9 protein-coding genes are annotated in these 14,409 nt (G+C 68.9%); 3 read left to right on the forward strand and 6 right to left on the reverse strand.

The window, feature by feature from the left end; all coding sequences use genetic code 11:
- The first annotated feature begins 1,076 nt into the window (after nucleotides 1-1,076).
- Nucleotides 1,077-3,593: an excinuclease ABC subunit UvrA gene (locus JR064_RS20710; protein ID WP_206230987.1), complete on the forward strand. Its 2,517-nt coding sequence runs from the start codon at nucleotides 1,077-1,079 to the stop codon at nucleotides 3,591-3,593.
- Between the two features lie 349 nt (nucleotides 3,594-3,942).
- On the opposite strand, the gene JR064_RS20715 is transcribed toward JR064_RS20710, so the two are convergent.
- The 6 genes from JR064_RS20715 to JR064_RS20740 all read right to left on the reverse strand — a co-directional run bounded on the left by JR064_RS20715 (nucleotide 3,943) and on the right by JR064_RS20740 (nucleotide 11,152).
- Entirely contained in the window at nucleotides 3,943-6,225 is a 2,283-nt protein-coding gene (locus JR064_RS20715) for a glycoside hydrolase family 3 N-terminal domain-containing protein (protein WP_206230988.1), read from the reverse strand.
- 188 nt (nucleotides 6,226-6,413) lie between these two features.
- Entirely contained in the window at nucleotides 6,414-7,013 is a 600-nt protein-coding gene (locus JR064_RS20720; RefSeq protein ID WP_206230989.1) for a hypothetical protein, read from the reverse strand.
- 144 nt (nucleotides 7,014-7,157) lie between these two features.
- Entirely contained in the window at nucleotides 7,158-7,766 is a 609-nt protein-coding gene (locus JR064_RS20725; protein WP_338123911.1) for a DUF4291 domain-containing protein, read from the reverse strand.
- A 250-nt stretch (nucleotides 7,767-8,016) separates the two neighbouring features.
- Entirely contained in the window at nucleotides 8,017-9,474 is a 1,458-nt protein-coding gene (locus JR064_RS20730) for a hypothetical protein (RefSeq protein WP_206230991.1), read from the reverse strand.
- 102 nt (nucleotides 9,475-9,576) lie between these two features.
- Nucleotides 9,577-9,852, reverse strand: a complete 276-nt coding sequence (locus JR064_RS20735; RefSeq protein WP_206230992.1) for a hypothetical protein — start codon at nucleotides 9,850-9,852, stop codon at nucleotides 9,577-9,579.
- Nucleotides 9,853-10,084: 232 nt separating this feature from the next.
- Entirely contained in the window at nucleotides 10,085-11,152 is a 1,068-nt protein-coding gene (locus JR064_RS20740; protein ID WP_206230993.1) for an alcohol dehydrogenase catalytic domain-containing protein, read from the reverse strand.
- Nucleotides 11,153-11,271: 119 nt separating this feature from the next.
- Between JR064_RS20740 and JR064_RS20745 the strand changes: the two genes are divergently transcribed.
- Together JR064_RS20745 and JR064_RS20750 are read left to right on the forward strand one after the other, a co-directional pair.
- A complete protein-coding gene (locus JR064_RS20745; protein WP_241093203.1) occupies nucleotides 11,272-11,883 on the forward strand; it encodes a TetR/AcrR family transcriptional regulator in 612 nt (203 codons plus the stop codon).
- A 682-nt stretch (nucleotides 11,884-12,565) separates the two neighbouring features.
- Nucleotides 12,566-14,011, forward strand: coding sequence for a DUF763 domain-containing protein (locus tag JR064_RS20750; protein ID WP_206230995.1), 1,446 nt, complete (start codon nucleotides 12,566-12,568; stop codon nucleotides 14,009-14,011).
- Nucleotides 14,012-14,409 lie beyond the last annotated feature (398 nt).

Consider the following 14,409-nt stretch of genomic DNA (forward strand, 5'->3'; position numbering starts at 1 on the left):
TGCACCCAGCCGGCTCGCCGCAAGTCCCTGTAGGAGCGGCTTCAGCCGCGACAGGCAGCTTGGAGTGCCGACAAATCCTGGTCGGGGCTGAAGCCCCTCCTGCAGTGCATCCAGCCGGCTCGCCGCAAGTCCCTGTAGGAGCGGCTTCAGCCGCGACAGGCCGCATGAAGTGCCGACAAATCCCGGTCGAGGCTGAGGCCCCTCCCACAGTGCACCCAGCCGGCTCGTCGCAAGTCCCTGTAGGAGCGGCTTCAGCCGCGACAGGCAGCATGGGTGCCGACAATCCCGGTCCGGGCTGAAGCCCCTCCTACAGTGCACCCAGCCGGCTCGCCGCAAGTCCCTGTAGGAGCGGCTTCAGCCGCGACAGGCAGCTTGGAGTGCCGACAAATCTTGGTCGGGGCTGAAGCCCCTCCTACAGTGCATCCAGCCGGCTCGCCGCAAGTCCCTGTAGGAGCGGCTTCAGCCGCGACAGGCCGCATGAAGTGCCGACAAATCCCGGTCGAGGCTGAGGCCCCTCCCACAGTGCACCCAGCCGGCTCGTCGCAAGTCCCTGTAGGAGCGGCTTCAGCCGCGACAGGCAGCATGGGTGCCGACAATCCCGGTCCGGGCTGAAGCCCCTCCTACAGTGCACCCAGCCGGCTCGCCGCAAGTCCCTGTAGGAGCGGCTTCAGCCGCGACAGGCAGCTTGGAGTGCCGACAAATCTTGGTCGGGGCTGAAGCCCCTCCTACAGTGCATCCAGCCGGCTCGCCGCAAGTCCCTGTAGGAGCGGCTTCAGCCGCGACAGGCCGCATGAAGTGCCGACAAATCCCGGTCGAGGCTGAAGCCCCTCCTACAGTGCACCCAGCCGAATTACCGCAAGTCCCTGTGGGAGCGACTTCAGTCGCGACGAGCGAAGCGGTGCATTTGACGGCTGCCGATAGTGTCGGGGGCCGAAGCCCCTCCTACAGCGGTGTCTCGATTGGCTGGTGGGCATCATGTTGGATGCGATGCCGCATGCACCGCGCCGGCCCATACACGGCACAGCCAACCGACCCGCTAAGCTTGTCCGCGTTCTCGCCGATGTGTCTTCCAGCCAATGCCAAAACCGCCTGTTTCCACCGCCTCCGGTTTCGTCCGCGTCCGCGGCGCCCGCGAACACAACCTCAAGGATGTGGACGTGGAGTTGCCGCGCGATGCGCTGGTGGTGTTCACCGGCGTGTCCGGCTCCGGCAAGTCCTCGCTGGCGTTCGGCACGCTGTTCGCCGAGGCGCAGCGGCGCTATCTGGATTCGATCTCGCCCTACGCACGGCGCCTGATCGACCAGGCCGGCGTGCCGGACGTGGATGCCATCGAAGGTCTGCCGCCTGCGGTGGCGCTGCAGCAGCATCGCGGCGCGCCGAGCACGCGCTCGTCGGTCGGCAGCGTCACCACCATCTCCAATTCGCTGCGCATGCTGTATTCGCGCGCCGGCGACTATCCGCCGGGACAGGCCATCATCTATGCCGACGGCTTCTCGCCGAACACGCCGGCCGGCGCCTGTCCCACCTGCCACGGCCTGGGCCGCATCTACGACGCCACCGAGGCGTCGATGGTGCCGGACCGCTCGCTGAGCATCCGCGAGCGCGCCGTCGCCGCGTGGCCGCCGGCCTGGCACGGGCAGAACCTGCGCGACATCCTCACCACGCTCGGCCACGACGTCGACGTGCCGTGGGCGAAGCTGCCGAAGAAGACCCGCGACTGGATCCTGTACACCGACGAGCAGCCGACGGTGCCGGTGTATCCGGGCTTCACCCTCGCCGAGACCCAGCGCGCACTGCGGCGCAAGCAGGAACCGGCCTACATGGGCACCTTCAGCAGCGCGCGCCGCTACGTGCTGCACACCTTCGCCAGCACCCAGAGCGCGCTGATCAAGAAGCGCGTGTCGCAGTATCTGCTGAGCACGCCATGCCCGACCTGCGACGGCAAGCGCTTGCGCCGCGAGGCGCTGTCGGTGACCTTCGCCGGACTCGACATCGGCGCGCTGTCGCAGCGTCCGCTCACGCAGGTGGCCGAACTGCTGCGTCCTGCTGCAGAAGGCCGCACCCGCGACGCCAAGCGCCATCCCGAGCAGGCCATCGCCGCGCAGCGCATCGCCCAGGATCTGCTGGCGCGGATCCAGATCCTGCAGGAGCTGGGCCTGGGCTATCTCACGCTGGAACGCAGCACGCCGACGCTGTCGCCGGGCGAACTGCAGCGGCTGCGCCTGGCCACGCAGATCCGCTCGCAGCTGTTCGGCGTGGTCTACGTGATGGACGAGCCGTCCGCCGGCCTGCATCCGGCCGATGCGCAGGCGCTGCTGGCGGCGCTGGACCAGCTCAAGGCTGCGGGCAATTCGCTGTTCGTGGTCGAGCACGAGATCGATGTGATCCGCCATGCCGACTGGATCGTCGATGTCGGTCCCGGCGCCGGCGAGCAGGGCGGGCAGGTGCTGTACAGCGGGCCGCCGGCGGGACTGGCGCAGGTCGCCGCCTCGTCCACGCGCCGCTACCTGTTCGCCGAGCAGGCGCCGATCGCGCATGCGCCGCGCGCACCGGGCGCGTGGCTGCAGCTGCGCGGCATCACCCGCAACAACGTCGCCGCGCTGGACGTGGACATTCCGCTGGGCGTGTTCACCACGGTCACCGGCGTGTCCGGTTCGGGCAAGTCGTCGCTGGTCAGCCAGGCGCTGGTGGAATTGCTCGGCGCGCATCTTGGCCAGGAGCGCGTCGATCCGGAAGAAGGCGTGGATCCGTTGGAACGCAGTATGCAGGCGGCGACCGACGGACGCATCGCCGACGGCCTGCAGCACGTGCGGCGGCTGGTGCAGGTGGACCAGAAACCGATCGGCCGCACGCCGCGCTCGAACCTGGCCACCTATACCGGCTTGTTCGACCACGTGCGCAAGCGGTTCGCCGCGACGCCCGCGGCGCGCAAGCGCAAGTACGACGCCGGCCGCTTCTCGTTCAACGTTGCCAAGGGCCGTTGCGAGACCTGCGAAGGCGAGGGCGCGGTGTTCGTGGAATTGCTGTTCATGCCCAGCGTGTACGCGCCGTGCCCCACCTGCCATGGCGCGCGCTACAACGCCAAGACGCTGGAGATCGAATTGCGTGGGCACAACATCGCGCAAGTCTTGCGCATGACCGTGGCGCAGGCGGCGGACTTCTTCGCCGACGATGCGGCGATCGCGCGGCCGTTACAGGTGCTGGGCGAGGTGGGGCTCGGCTATCTGCGCCTGGGCCAGCCGGCCACCGAGCTGTCCGGCGGCGAGGCGCAGCGCATCAAGCTGGCCACCGAGCTGCAGCGCGCGCAACGCCGCGACACCGTCTACGTGCTCGACGAGCCGACCACGGGCCTGCATCCGGCCGACGTGGACACGTTGCTGCGTCAGCTGCATGGTCTGGTGGAGGCGGGCAATACGGTGGTGGCGGTCGAGCACGACATGCGCGTGGCCGCGGCCAGCGACTGGATCATCGACATGGGGCCTGGCGCTGGCGATGAAGGCGGCAAGGTGGTCGTCGCCGGCGAGCCGCAGGCGGTGGCGCGGCATGCGGGCAGCCGGACTGCGCCATTTCTCGCCGAGGCGATGCAAGGCTAGCGCGCCTTCTCTCCCACCTGTTGCAGGCAGTGAATCCTGTGGGAGCGACTTCAGGCGCGACGGGCTCTACCGGTGACGCCCGTCGCGACTGAAGTCGCTCCCACAATGATCTGTCTGCCGCGGATCGCTCCCGCAAGCGCATCGCATCGCCAATGGCGCCGCCTACATGCACAACCGATGCGGTTCGGGTCGCTGCCGGCAGCCGCACTGCGCGGTTCCTGACGCAGGTGCTGCGGGGCTGACACGTTGCACCCTGTAGGAGCGGCTTCAGCCGCGACGGGCTTTACGGATGGTGTCTGTCGCGGCTGAAGCCGCTCCTACAGGATTCGCTGTCGCGGAACGCTCCCGCTCAGCCCACCAAGTCGAAGCTCGCAGATAGGCCGGCCGCTTCGGCCGATGGCGCCACCCACACATCGAACACGCCCGGCTCCACCGTCGGTTTCAACGCCTGCCCGACGAACAGCAGATCCTCGCGGCGCAGCACGAACTCCACGCCGACGCTGCCGCCGGCCGCTACCGCAACTTTGCGGAAATCCTTCAGTTCGCGCACCGGGCGGGTGACGCTGGCGCTGCGGTCGCGCACGTACAGCTGCACCACTTCCTCCGCATCGCGGGTGCCGCGGTTGTGGATGCGCGCGCTGATCCGCAAGGTGCCGCCGGCGGCGAGCCGCGCATCGCTCAGCGCCAGTTCGCCGTATTCGATGCGGCCGTAGGTCAGGCCGTGGCCGAACGGGAACAGCGCGGCGTTGGGCACGGTGCGGTAGTGGGTCTTGTACGGCTGCAGCGCGTCCGGACGCGGGTCGGGGCGGCCGCTGGGCTTGTGCGCGTAGCTGTACGGCACTTGCCCGGCTTCGTGCGGGAAACTCACCGGCAGGCGCCCGGACGGACCGTGCGTGCCGAACAGGATGTCGGCCAGCGCCGCGCCGGAGGCCGAGCCCAGGAACCAGCTCACCAGGATCGCCGGCGCTTCCAGCACCGCGCCATCGAGCACCAGCGCGCGGCCGTTGCTGAGCACCACCACCACCGGCGTGCCGGTCGCCGCCACTGCGGCCAGCAGCGATTGCTGCGCCGGCGGAATGACGATCTCGGTGCGCGACTGCGCTTCGCCGGAATAGCGCAGCGGCTCGCCGATCGCCAGCACCGCCACGTCGGCGGCGACCGCGGCGGCGACCGCGGCCTGCACGCCGCCGGGCAGGCTGTGTTCGAACGCGCAGCCTTCCACCACCTGCAGCGTAGTGCGGTCGGCCAGTTGCGCGCGCATCGCCGTAGCCAGGTCGTTGCCGCTGTCGTCGCCGCCGAACAGCGTCCACGGGCCGGCGCTGTCCACCCAGTTGGCGGCCATCGGCCCGATCAGCGCGATGCGCTGGCCGCGGCGCTTGAGCGGCAGCAGCTCGCCGTCGTTCTTCAGCAGCACCACCGACTTGCGCGCCGCCTCGCGCGCCAGCGCCAGCGTTTCCGGGCGCCGCTGCCGCGCCTGCGCGCGCTCGGGCACGATGCGCAGGAACGGATTGTCGAACAGGCCCAGTTCGGCCTTGAACCGCAGCACGCGGCGCACCGCGGCATCGAGTTGCGCCATCGTCACCGCGCCGTCGGCGACCAGGCCGGGCAGGTGCTGCAGGTACAGCCCGCTCTGCATGCTGATGTCCACCCCGGCCAGGAACGCCAGCCGTGCCGCATCGCGCGCATCGGTGGCGAAACCGTGCGCGATCAGTTCCTGGTCGCCGGTGTAGTCGGACACCACCAGCCCGCGGTAATCCCACTCGCCGCGCAGCACCTCGCTCAACAGCCAGGTGTTGGCGGTGGCGGGAATGCCGGCGATCTCGTTGAACGCGGCCATCGTGGTCACCGCGCCGGCGTCGAACGCGGCCTGGAACGGCGGGAAATACACCTCGCGCAGCGTGCGCTCGGAAATGTCGACGGTGTTGTAGTCCAGCCCGGCCTCGGCTGCGCCGTAGGCGGCGAAATGCTTGGGGCAGGCGGCCAGCGCATCGGCGTGGCCGATGCCCTCGCCCTGGAAGCCGCGCACTCGCGCCTGGGCGAAGCGGCGGCCGAGCAGCACGTCCTCGCCGCTGCCTTCCACCCCGCGGCCCCAGCGTGCGTCGCGGGCGATGTCGACCATCGGCGCGAAGGTCCAGTCGATGCCGACCGCGCTGGCCTCCAGCGCCGCGGCGCGCGCGGTGCGCTGCGCCAGCTCGGGCTCGAAGCTGGCGGCCTCGGCCAGCGGCACCGGGAACACGGTGGTGAAGCCATGGATCACGTCGGCGGCGAACAGCAGCGGGATCCGCAGCCGGCTTTGCAGTGCCGCCTGTTGCAGCTGCTGGTGCCAGCGCACGTTGGAGCCGTTGAAGATGCCGGTCAGGCGCCCGGCGCGCGCCGCGGCCAACTGGCCCTCGGCGGTGGGCCGCACGTTGACCGGATTGGCCGCGGCGGCGGCGTCGGTCTGCTGCGCCGAGCCGGACAGGGTCAGCTGCCCGGCCTTCTCCTCGACCGTCATGCGTGCGATCAGCGCATCGATGAAGGCCGGGGTCTTCGCCGCGCCGCGCGGCAGGGCGAAGCCCACCGGCACCTGCGACAGCAACGCCAACGAACCGGCGCCGAGCAATAGCCCGCGCCGCGTGGTGCGAAACGCCATGTGCGACTCCCCGTCAGCCCAGACGTAACGCTAACGGATCGGCCAGGAAAAGTTGTGATGCGCTGCACGATCGGCTGCGGCGTCAGGCGGTCCCCAGGATGCTGCGCGATTGGCCCGGAAACGCCACGAGGATGCTGTCGTCACCGGCATGTGCGGCTCGGTCTTGCAGCAGCCCGCGTCGGGCGGGTTCAAGCCTGGTACCACTCCAACGCATCCAGAAACTGCGCGGCCTGCGCGGCGCTGCCCAGGTACGACGCCAGGGACGAGGCGACCGCCGCGCGCGCCGTTGAGCGCAACTCGTCGGTCTCGTCGAATGCGTCGTCGCCCAGTTCCGCCATGGCGTTGGCGATGGTGGCCAGGCCGCCGAATGCGCTGTCCAGGCTGGCCGCCAGCCGCTTCGGTTGCCACGCACCGGCACCGTGAAACGCGAAAAGCACCTCGCCGCTGGCGACGTCGAGAATGATGGGGTCCGCACCCTGGTCGGCGACCACCAGCCACTGCTCGCTCCAGTCCGCAAGGCGTTCGCCGCTGACGGCATTCCACCGGTATCCGGCTTGCAGTTGCCAGAGCTTGTGCAGCGGCGGAATGTCGACCGGGTTGCCGCCGATGTCGAGCGACACGCCGGTCGGGCCCACGTGCGCGTGGTAGGTCTCGCCCCACGGCCCCACCTGCGCGTAGAAATCGGCGAGCGTCGCCGGCAGCGGGATCGGCCCCTGCCAGTCGGACGCCGGTTGCGGGCGTAGCTCGCCCCAGGGAGCGAGCAGGGTGCGAAGTGCGGCGTAGGACATCGGTTTCCTGCGGCAGTCGGAATGGCCGACAGTATGCCCGCGCACGCCGGGTCCCACGTGCCGTGCGTGGTGCGCGGTCGTGCACCGCCACGCTGGCGTGCACGCGCGCCGCGCAGGGCGTGCGCCGTCGCTATCGGCGCCGCCTCAGAGGTCGAGGCCGACAGCGTGCGCGGCGGTCGCTTCGGGCAGGTAGACCTGTTCGTGCGGCACGCACAGCGACGCCTCGCCGTGGCGCAAACTGGCGGCCTGTGCGTGCACGAAGTCGGTGACGTCGGTGATCGCCATGGCCTGCTGCGCGCCGTAGCGGCGCAGCGCCTCGCCGCGCAGGCCCAGTTGCAACGCGCGACGTTCCAGGGCGGTGCCGTCGGGCGCATGGTCGGGATCCCATTGCAGGCGCACGTCGGAATGGCGGATCGCGGCCTGCCACTCGGCGTGGCTGGAAAAGCGCGACGGGTCGAACGCGGAAGGAACCGCCGCGCGCAACAGCGCGTCGAAGAACGCACGCGGCAGACGCACCGCCAGGATCCGTTCCTGTCCTTCCTTTTGCGCCCATCCCGAGCGATACATCATCCACAGGAAATTCGGCTTGATCCAGCTCATCCGCTCGTAGCTGAATTCTCCCCCGAAGCGTTGCTGCGCGACCGCGAACTGCGCGATCGACGGGCGGTACGCCTGGTAGACGATGATCGATTCGGCGTCGAAGTGCGCCAGGATGTGGCGGCCCTGCCGTGGCCAGGTGGCTTGCAGTGCCACGTACGATGCTTGTTTCATTACCGCGGAAGTGTACGCAGATGCGCTGCCGGGGTCGATTCCGCTGGTCGCGGGTGCGCGAACTCAGGGCGCGATCGCGTGCCACCGCGCAGGTGCCTCGCGCGACGACCGGGCGCGCTTGCGTGCACCACTGCCGGTGGTTTGCGGCAACTTGTGGATCGTGCGCAAGGAGGCGATCCTCGCGGCGATGCTGCTGCGCCAGCGCGACCAGTGCCTGGCCGAAGCTGCGCCATCAACTCGAGTTCAATGCGAACTCCATGCGGCTCCAATGAATCCCAGTGTCACCGCTGCGCTGTCGTTTCAGGGCCTGGTGAATTTCATGGCGCAAGGCATCGCCCAATGGCGTAAATCGCTTCGCCTCGTCGCGGACCCATCGATTCAGCTCCAGCTCCAGGACCTCGGCCATGGCATCGTCGCGCTGGTGATGCCATAGCAACAGCAGGGCCAGCCCGTTCCATTTGTCCAGCTCGTGCGTCGCGCGTATCAGCGCGTATTTGATCGGAGGGGTGGTGACCTGCGAATAGGCGTTCTGCAGCATTTCCCTGCTTAACCCGATGTCGCGTTTGGCAATGGTCACGGCTTGCCGGACGACCTTGGGCGAGCTGTCCATCAACGCCGAACTGACCAGCGACCGCAGATCCTCGGGTTTGGCGCGAGCCAAACCATTGAGCGCCGAGATCCGCAGCATAGCCCTGCGTGCCCGCATCCATGTACGCAGCCGGTCTGCGTCTTCTGCCGTCGCCAGGTCGGCGAGTGCAATCACTGCGACCTCGGCATTCACCGGCTCTTCGGTATCGATCGCTGCACGGTAGCGAGGCAGTGGCGCTTCGCCATAGCATGTCTTGGAGAGATGGATGGCGGCGTTGCGAAGCGAATGCGTTGCCGAGAACAGCGCCGCCTCGACCGCGGCATGGGCATCGGCCGCATCGTGTTCGACATGCAGTCGCAGCGCCTGGGCACGGATGGACGCAAGCGGATGCTGCGATGCGCGCTGGATGACGGCTAGCGCCGTGTCGGCTGAAGGCAGATGAGCCGCCATGGACAGGCCCCATGCGGCCACCGAAGGTGCCAGGTCGTCTACGGCTTGCAAGCTGGCCGCTTCGGTCGTGGCAGGTGCGGTGCGAACGAGTAAATGGTAGGCAAACAAGCGCGCGCGTGAGCTGCCTCTGACGGTGGCGGTCCAGCAGTGATCCAGGTTGGATGGCTGCTGCATGAGCGGAGCGATCAGCGGCTTCCACGCCTGTTCGGAAAAACGTTCGCGCTCGCGCAAAATCAACAAGAGGTCGATGAAATCGAACAGGCTTCCGCTGTTTTCGGCGACCATGGATCGCAGTAGCGCGATGGCCCGAGCCTGGACCTGCGGAACCCAGTCGTCGCAACGCAGCAGTGCCGCTGCGACTGCCAGGCGGCCGGGCCTGGCCGCGAAGTCGCGCAACGCCTGTTCGCGCCGGAATCCACTGCGGTCGCATGCCGCCATGAACAGGGCTGTGTCGCTTGAGGACGAGATGCTGTCGGATTCGCCGTTGTAAGCGTCGTGCCACCAGCAATGACGCAACTGTTGATCCAATAGGGGGAAATGCACGCTTTCCAATTCAAGCAGGACTTTTGTGCACGCGTCCTGCGTGATTGCGCGGTTGAGCGTCCTCGAAAGCGCAAGGCATAACGTGTGGCAGGAATAGCGGTGCGTCATTGTGGTGGCGGGTCGTTGCGCGCTTTGCCTGGTCGCTGCCAGCTTAGCTTCTCCAGCGATGCAAGGGCGTCGGCTCCTGCCGGATTGCCGCGATCGCGATCGCTACTGTTGTTCGGTGCTGGCGACAGTCTGCGTGTCACGCAAGTTGTCGCGTTGCGCCAGGTCCTTGCCGATGCCGTAGCCGAAGGCGACGAGCAGGAACACGAGCGCGAGCCCGGCGTACAGCAGCCCCTGGCGGGTGTCGTTGCGCATGGCCAGGATGGCGAGGCAGACCAGGGCCGCGCTGAAGTACAGCGGGCCGACGCATAGGCCTAGCACCACGAACAGGCTGATGGCGCCGGACAGCAGAGCGGGGGCGATGGTTCTGTTGGCGGACATCGGCATCTTCCTTGCTGGCGTGGTCCAGGGCGGTCTCGCAGCGTGGCCGACTGCGCGGGTGCGGTGCGGCGGTATCGGTCGCCGCGTCTAGCATCGCCTGCGTGGCGGGGGCGGTCAAGTCGGGCGTTGGCGTCCTGATTCCCCCGCGTTGGAGGGCCGTGCGGACCTTGTGGGTGCGCCGGGCCGCGACGATGTTTTGTCGTGCAACGTCGCCGCCGTAAGCCACCGCCGGTTACAGCGCCGAGCGCGCCATGTCGATCACGAAGCGATAGTGCACGTCGCCTTTCTGCAGGCGCGCGAAGGCCTCGTTGATCTGCTCCATCGCGATCACTTCCACGTCGGCGACGATGCCGTGCTGCTGGCAGAACGCCAGCATTTCGTGGGTGTCGGCGGTGCCGCCGGTGCCGGAACTGGCGATGCGGCGGCGGCCCATGGCCAGGGTCATCGGAGCGAAATCCAGCGTGTCGGGCAGGCCCAGCGAGCACAGGGTGCCGTCGAGTTTCAGCGCCTGCAGCATCGGGTCCAGCGGGTAGGTCGAGGACACCGTGTCGAGAATGAAGTCGAAGCGGTAGGCCTGCGCCTGCATCTGCTCGGGATCGGTGGACAGCACCACCTCGTGCGCGCCCAGGCGCTGCGCTTCGGCGGCTTTCTTCGGCGAGGTGGTGAAGGCCACCACGTGCGCACCGAGCGCGCGTGCGAACTTCACCGCCAGGTGGCCCAGGCCGCCGATGCCGACGATGCCCACGATCGTGCCCGGGCCGACCTTCCAGTGCCGCAGCGGCGAGTAGGTGGTGACGCCGGCGCACAGCAGCGGCGCCGCCGCGGCCGGATCCAGGCCGTCGGGCAGCGGATAGACGAAATGCGCGTCGGCCACGTAGTACTCGGCATAGCCGCCGCGGGTGCGGCTGCCGTCGATGCGATCGATGCCGTCGAAGGTGGTGGTCGGGAATTCGCGGCAGTACACCTCCATCTGCGCGCGGCAAGGTTCGCACACGCGGCAGGAATCGACGATGGTGCCGATCATCACCCGCTGGCCGACCGCGAACCCGGACACCGCCGCGCCCACTTCCACCACTTCGCCGACGATTTCGTGCCCGGGCACCAGCGGGAATTCGCCGCCCCAGCGGTTCACCGAGTGGATGTCGGAATGGCAGACGCCGGCGTACAGCACCTTCACCGCCACGTCGCGTTCGCGCACGGCGCGGCGCTCGAAATGCCAGGGCACCATCGCCCCGCCTTTTTCCAGGGCGGCGTAGGCGCGGGTCGGGCGGGGCTGGGCCGGCGGGGCGATGGCGTTCATGCGGGGCTCCGGTGCTTTACAATTTGGCTGGAAATGTAATGTTGACAACTTTACAAATTATGTCAAGTGTAAAATCCGCTGCACCTGTTGCGGCGTTGCCGAGCAAGGAGACGCGCATCATGGATGCCGCCTTCCAGCTGTTCCTGCGCCACGGCTACCGCAAGGTCGGCATCGGCGACATCGCCGCGGCGGCGCAGATGTCGCGGCCGTCGCTGTACGCGTCGTTCCCGAACAAGGAGGCGATCTTCGCGGCGATGGTGCTGCGCCAGCGCGACCAGTGCCTGGCCGAATCCGGCGTGCGGTTGCGTCCGGGGCAGGACCTGGCGACGCGGCTGCGGCATCTGTTCGACATCTGGGTGCTGGAACCGGTCGCCGCGGTGATCGATTCGGAAAACGCCACCGAGCTGCTGGCCAAGTGCGGCGACTACGCGCCGGAAGCGCTGGCTGCGCTGTACGCGCAGTTCGAGGCGCAACTGGTGGCGACGCTGCAGCCGGAAGTGCAAGCGCAGGCGCCGCTGTCGGCGGCCGATCTCGGCTACATCCTGCGCCTGGCCACCACCAGCCTGAAGGCCTCGGCCGACAACGAGGCCGACCTGCGGCGCCTGATCGGCGGACTGATCGCGATGACGCTGGCGACGGTGCGCGCGGGTGAGGGGGAAGGCAAGGCTGTGGTTGCGACGACGGCTGCGGCGTCGGCGGCGTCGGCGAAGCGGAAGCGCGGCAGCGGCTGAGTCGGTGGATCATCGTGATTCGCGCTGCGGATCTTTCCTCAAGCAAGGGCTTCGGCGCTGATCGAGTCCGACGCCGTGAAGTGCACCGCTTCGTTCGTCGCGACTGAAGTCGCTCCTACAGGGGGCATGCGGCGAACTGGCTGGGTGCATTGTGGGAGGGGCTTCAGCCCCGACTGCATGAGGCTGGAAGTCGCGCGGCTTCCTGCCTTTTGTGCTGTGGCGGAGGTTTGTGGTGGACTCGCGGTCGGTCGCTCAGCCATCACAGGCTGATAGGCGCATCGTTTGGCGTGTCGCGGCTGAAGCCGCTCCTACAGGGGCTTGCGGTGAGTTGGCTGGGTGCATTGTGGGAGGGGCTTCAGCCGCGACTGCATGAGGCTGGAAGTCGCGCGGCTTTTTGGCTTTTGTGTTGTGGCGAAGGTTTGTGGTGGACTTGCGGTCGGTCGCTCAGCCATCACAGGCTGATGGGCGCGTCGTTTGGCGTGTCGCGGCTGAAGCCGCTCCTACAGGGGCTTACGGTGGGCTGGCGGTGTGCATTGTGGGAGGGGCTTCAGCCGCGGCTGCATGGGGGTGGAAGTCGCATGGCTTCCTCGCTGAATCGCTCAGTCTCGCCACGGTCGCCGAATCGCGCGATGCGACGCGGGCTGGCTACGCTGGCGATCCGTTTTTCTCCGGAGTTCCGCGCATGAGCCGACGTTCCGGCAGCGCCGATCTGCCCCTGCACGGCGGCCGCGTGCCGCATTGGCTGGGTGAGCGCATGACCCGGCTCGGCGCGGTGATGTGCCAGGCCATCGTGCACAGCTATGGCCGCGACGAACTGCTGCGGCGCCTGGCGCATCCGTTCTGGTTCCAGTCGCTGGGCGCGGTGATGGGCATGGACTGGCATTCCTCGGGCATCACCACCAGCGTGCTGGGCGCGCTGAAGCGCGGGTTGACGCCGCTGTCCGCCGAATTGGGCATCCATGTCTGCGGTGGCCGCGGGCGGCATTCGCGCGCCACGCCCGACGAATTGTGTGCGGTGGGCGAGCGCACCGGGCTGGACGGCGCCGGCCTGGCGCGCGCCAGCCGGCTGGTGGCGAAGGTGGACAGCGCCGCGGTGCAGGACGGGTTCGATCTGTATCTGCACGGCTTCATCGTCAGCGACGACGGACAGTGGGTCGTGGTGCAGCAGGGCATGAACGGGGCCAGCAAGCAGGCGCGGCGCTATCACTGGCTGTCCGAGGGGCTGAACAGCTTCGTCGATGCGCCGCATGCGGCGATCGACGGGCCGGGGCAGGGCCGCATCGTCAATCTCGCCGACCATCGCGCGGCCGCCTCGCGGGCGGCGCAGGTGGAACTGCTGCAGGCGCTGGGGCCGGACCGGATCGCGCAGGAATACGGCGCGTTGCAAGCGTCTTCGGCGAACGCGGCGGCGTCCGCGCCGCGTGCGGCGACAGTCGCCGGCGCGAACTCGGTGCACGGCGCGATGGTCGCCGCGCACGCGGCGCCGGGCGCGCGCAACGTGGCGGCCGACGCGCTGTTCGCGCCGAGCGGCGACCTGTTCGCCGCCACGCCCGAGGCGATGCCGGCGCGCAGGCCGCCCGGTCTGCCGCACCTGTCGCTGCCCGACCACCACGACGTGCGTGGCAGCGACATCGTGACCCGGCGCCTGCACGGCAACCTGGCCGCGGCGGCCGAATGCGGGCCGCAGGATTTCACCGAACTGCTGCAGGTCCCGGGCGTCGGCGCGCGCACCGTGCGCGCACTGGCGCTGGTGGCCGAGGTGCTGCACGGCGCGCCGTGCCGGTTCACCGATCCGGCACGGTTCTCGATGGCGCATGGCGGCAAGGATGGGCATCCGTTCCCGGTGCCGACCCGCGTCTACGACCACACCATCGGTGTGCTCAAGACCGCGGTGGCGCAGGCCAAGCTGGGCCGCGAGGAAAAGCTGGAGGCGATCCGCCGGCTGGATGCGCAGGCGCGCCTGCTCGAGCCGCACGCGCGCGGGCCGTCGGTGGAGGCGTTGATCGCCGAGGAGCGGCGCGCGTCGCACGGGTACGGCGGGCGCAGCGTGTTCGGCTGGGAGCCTGCTCCGGCCGACGCGGCGAGTGCCGCCGGCGATGCGCCAACCCGACGCATGCGTCGCCAGTAGCTCGCTGCACCAGGAGCGGTGCGCGCGCCGGCAGCGGCGCGCGGGAGTCCGATCGTCAGGCAATGCCAGGCGCTTGGTGCGCTGGCCGACGTCCGGCGCGGACGAAGCGCGAGATCTGCCGGCAGCCAGGGATGACGACTTCGGGAACATCGCCCAGGAAACGTCGCGCGGCACCGGCAATGCGATGCGCGCGCAGCGTGGCCGCCGGATCTGACGAACCGCGCTGCGGTGGCGACATGGCGGCGTGTATCGCGTCTTGCCAGGGCGGGTGAGCGGCACGTTCGAACGCAAGTGCGGTCTGTCTTGCGTATCGTCCGGGCATGTCGAGCCGCGCGCGCACGTGTCGGCCGGCGTGTGCTCGCGGCATCGCACCGCTGCGCACCCGCAAAGCGCACCAC

It is taken from the genome of Xanthomonas bonasiae, from assembly GCF_017163705.1.
GTDB lineage: Bacteria > Pseudomonadota > Gammaproteobacteria > Xanthomonadales > Xanthomonadaceae > Xanthomonas_A > Xanthomonas_A bonasiae.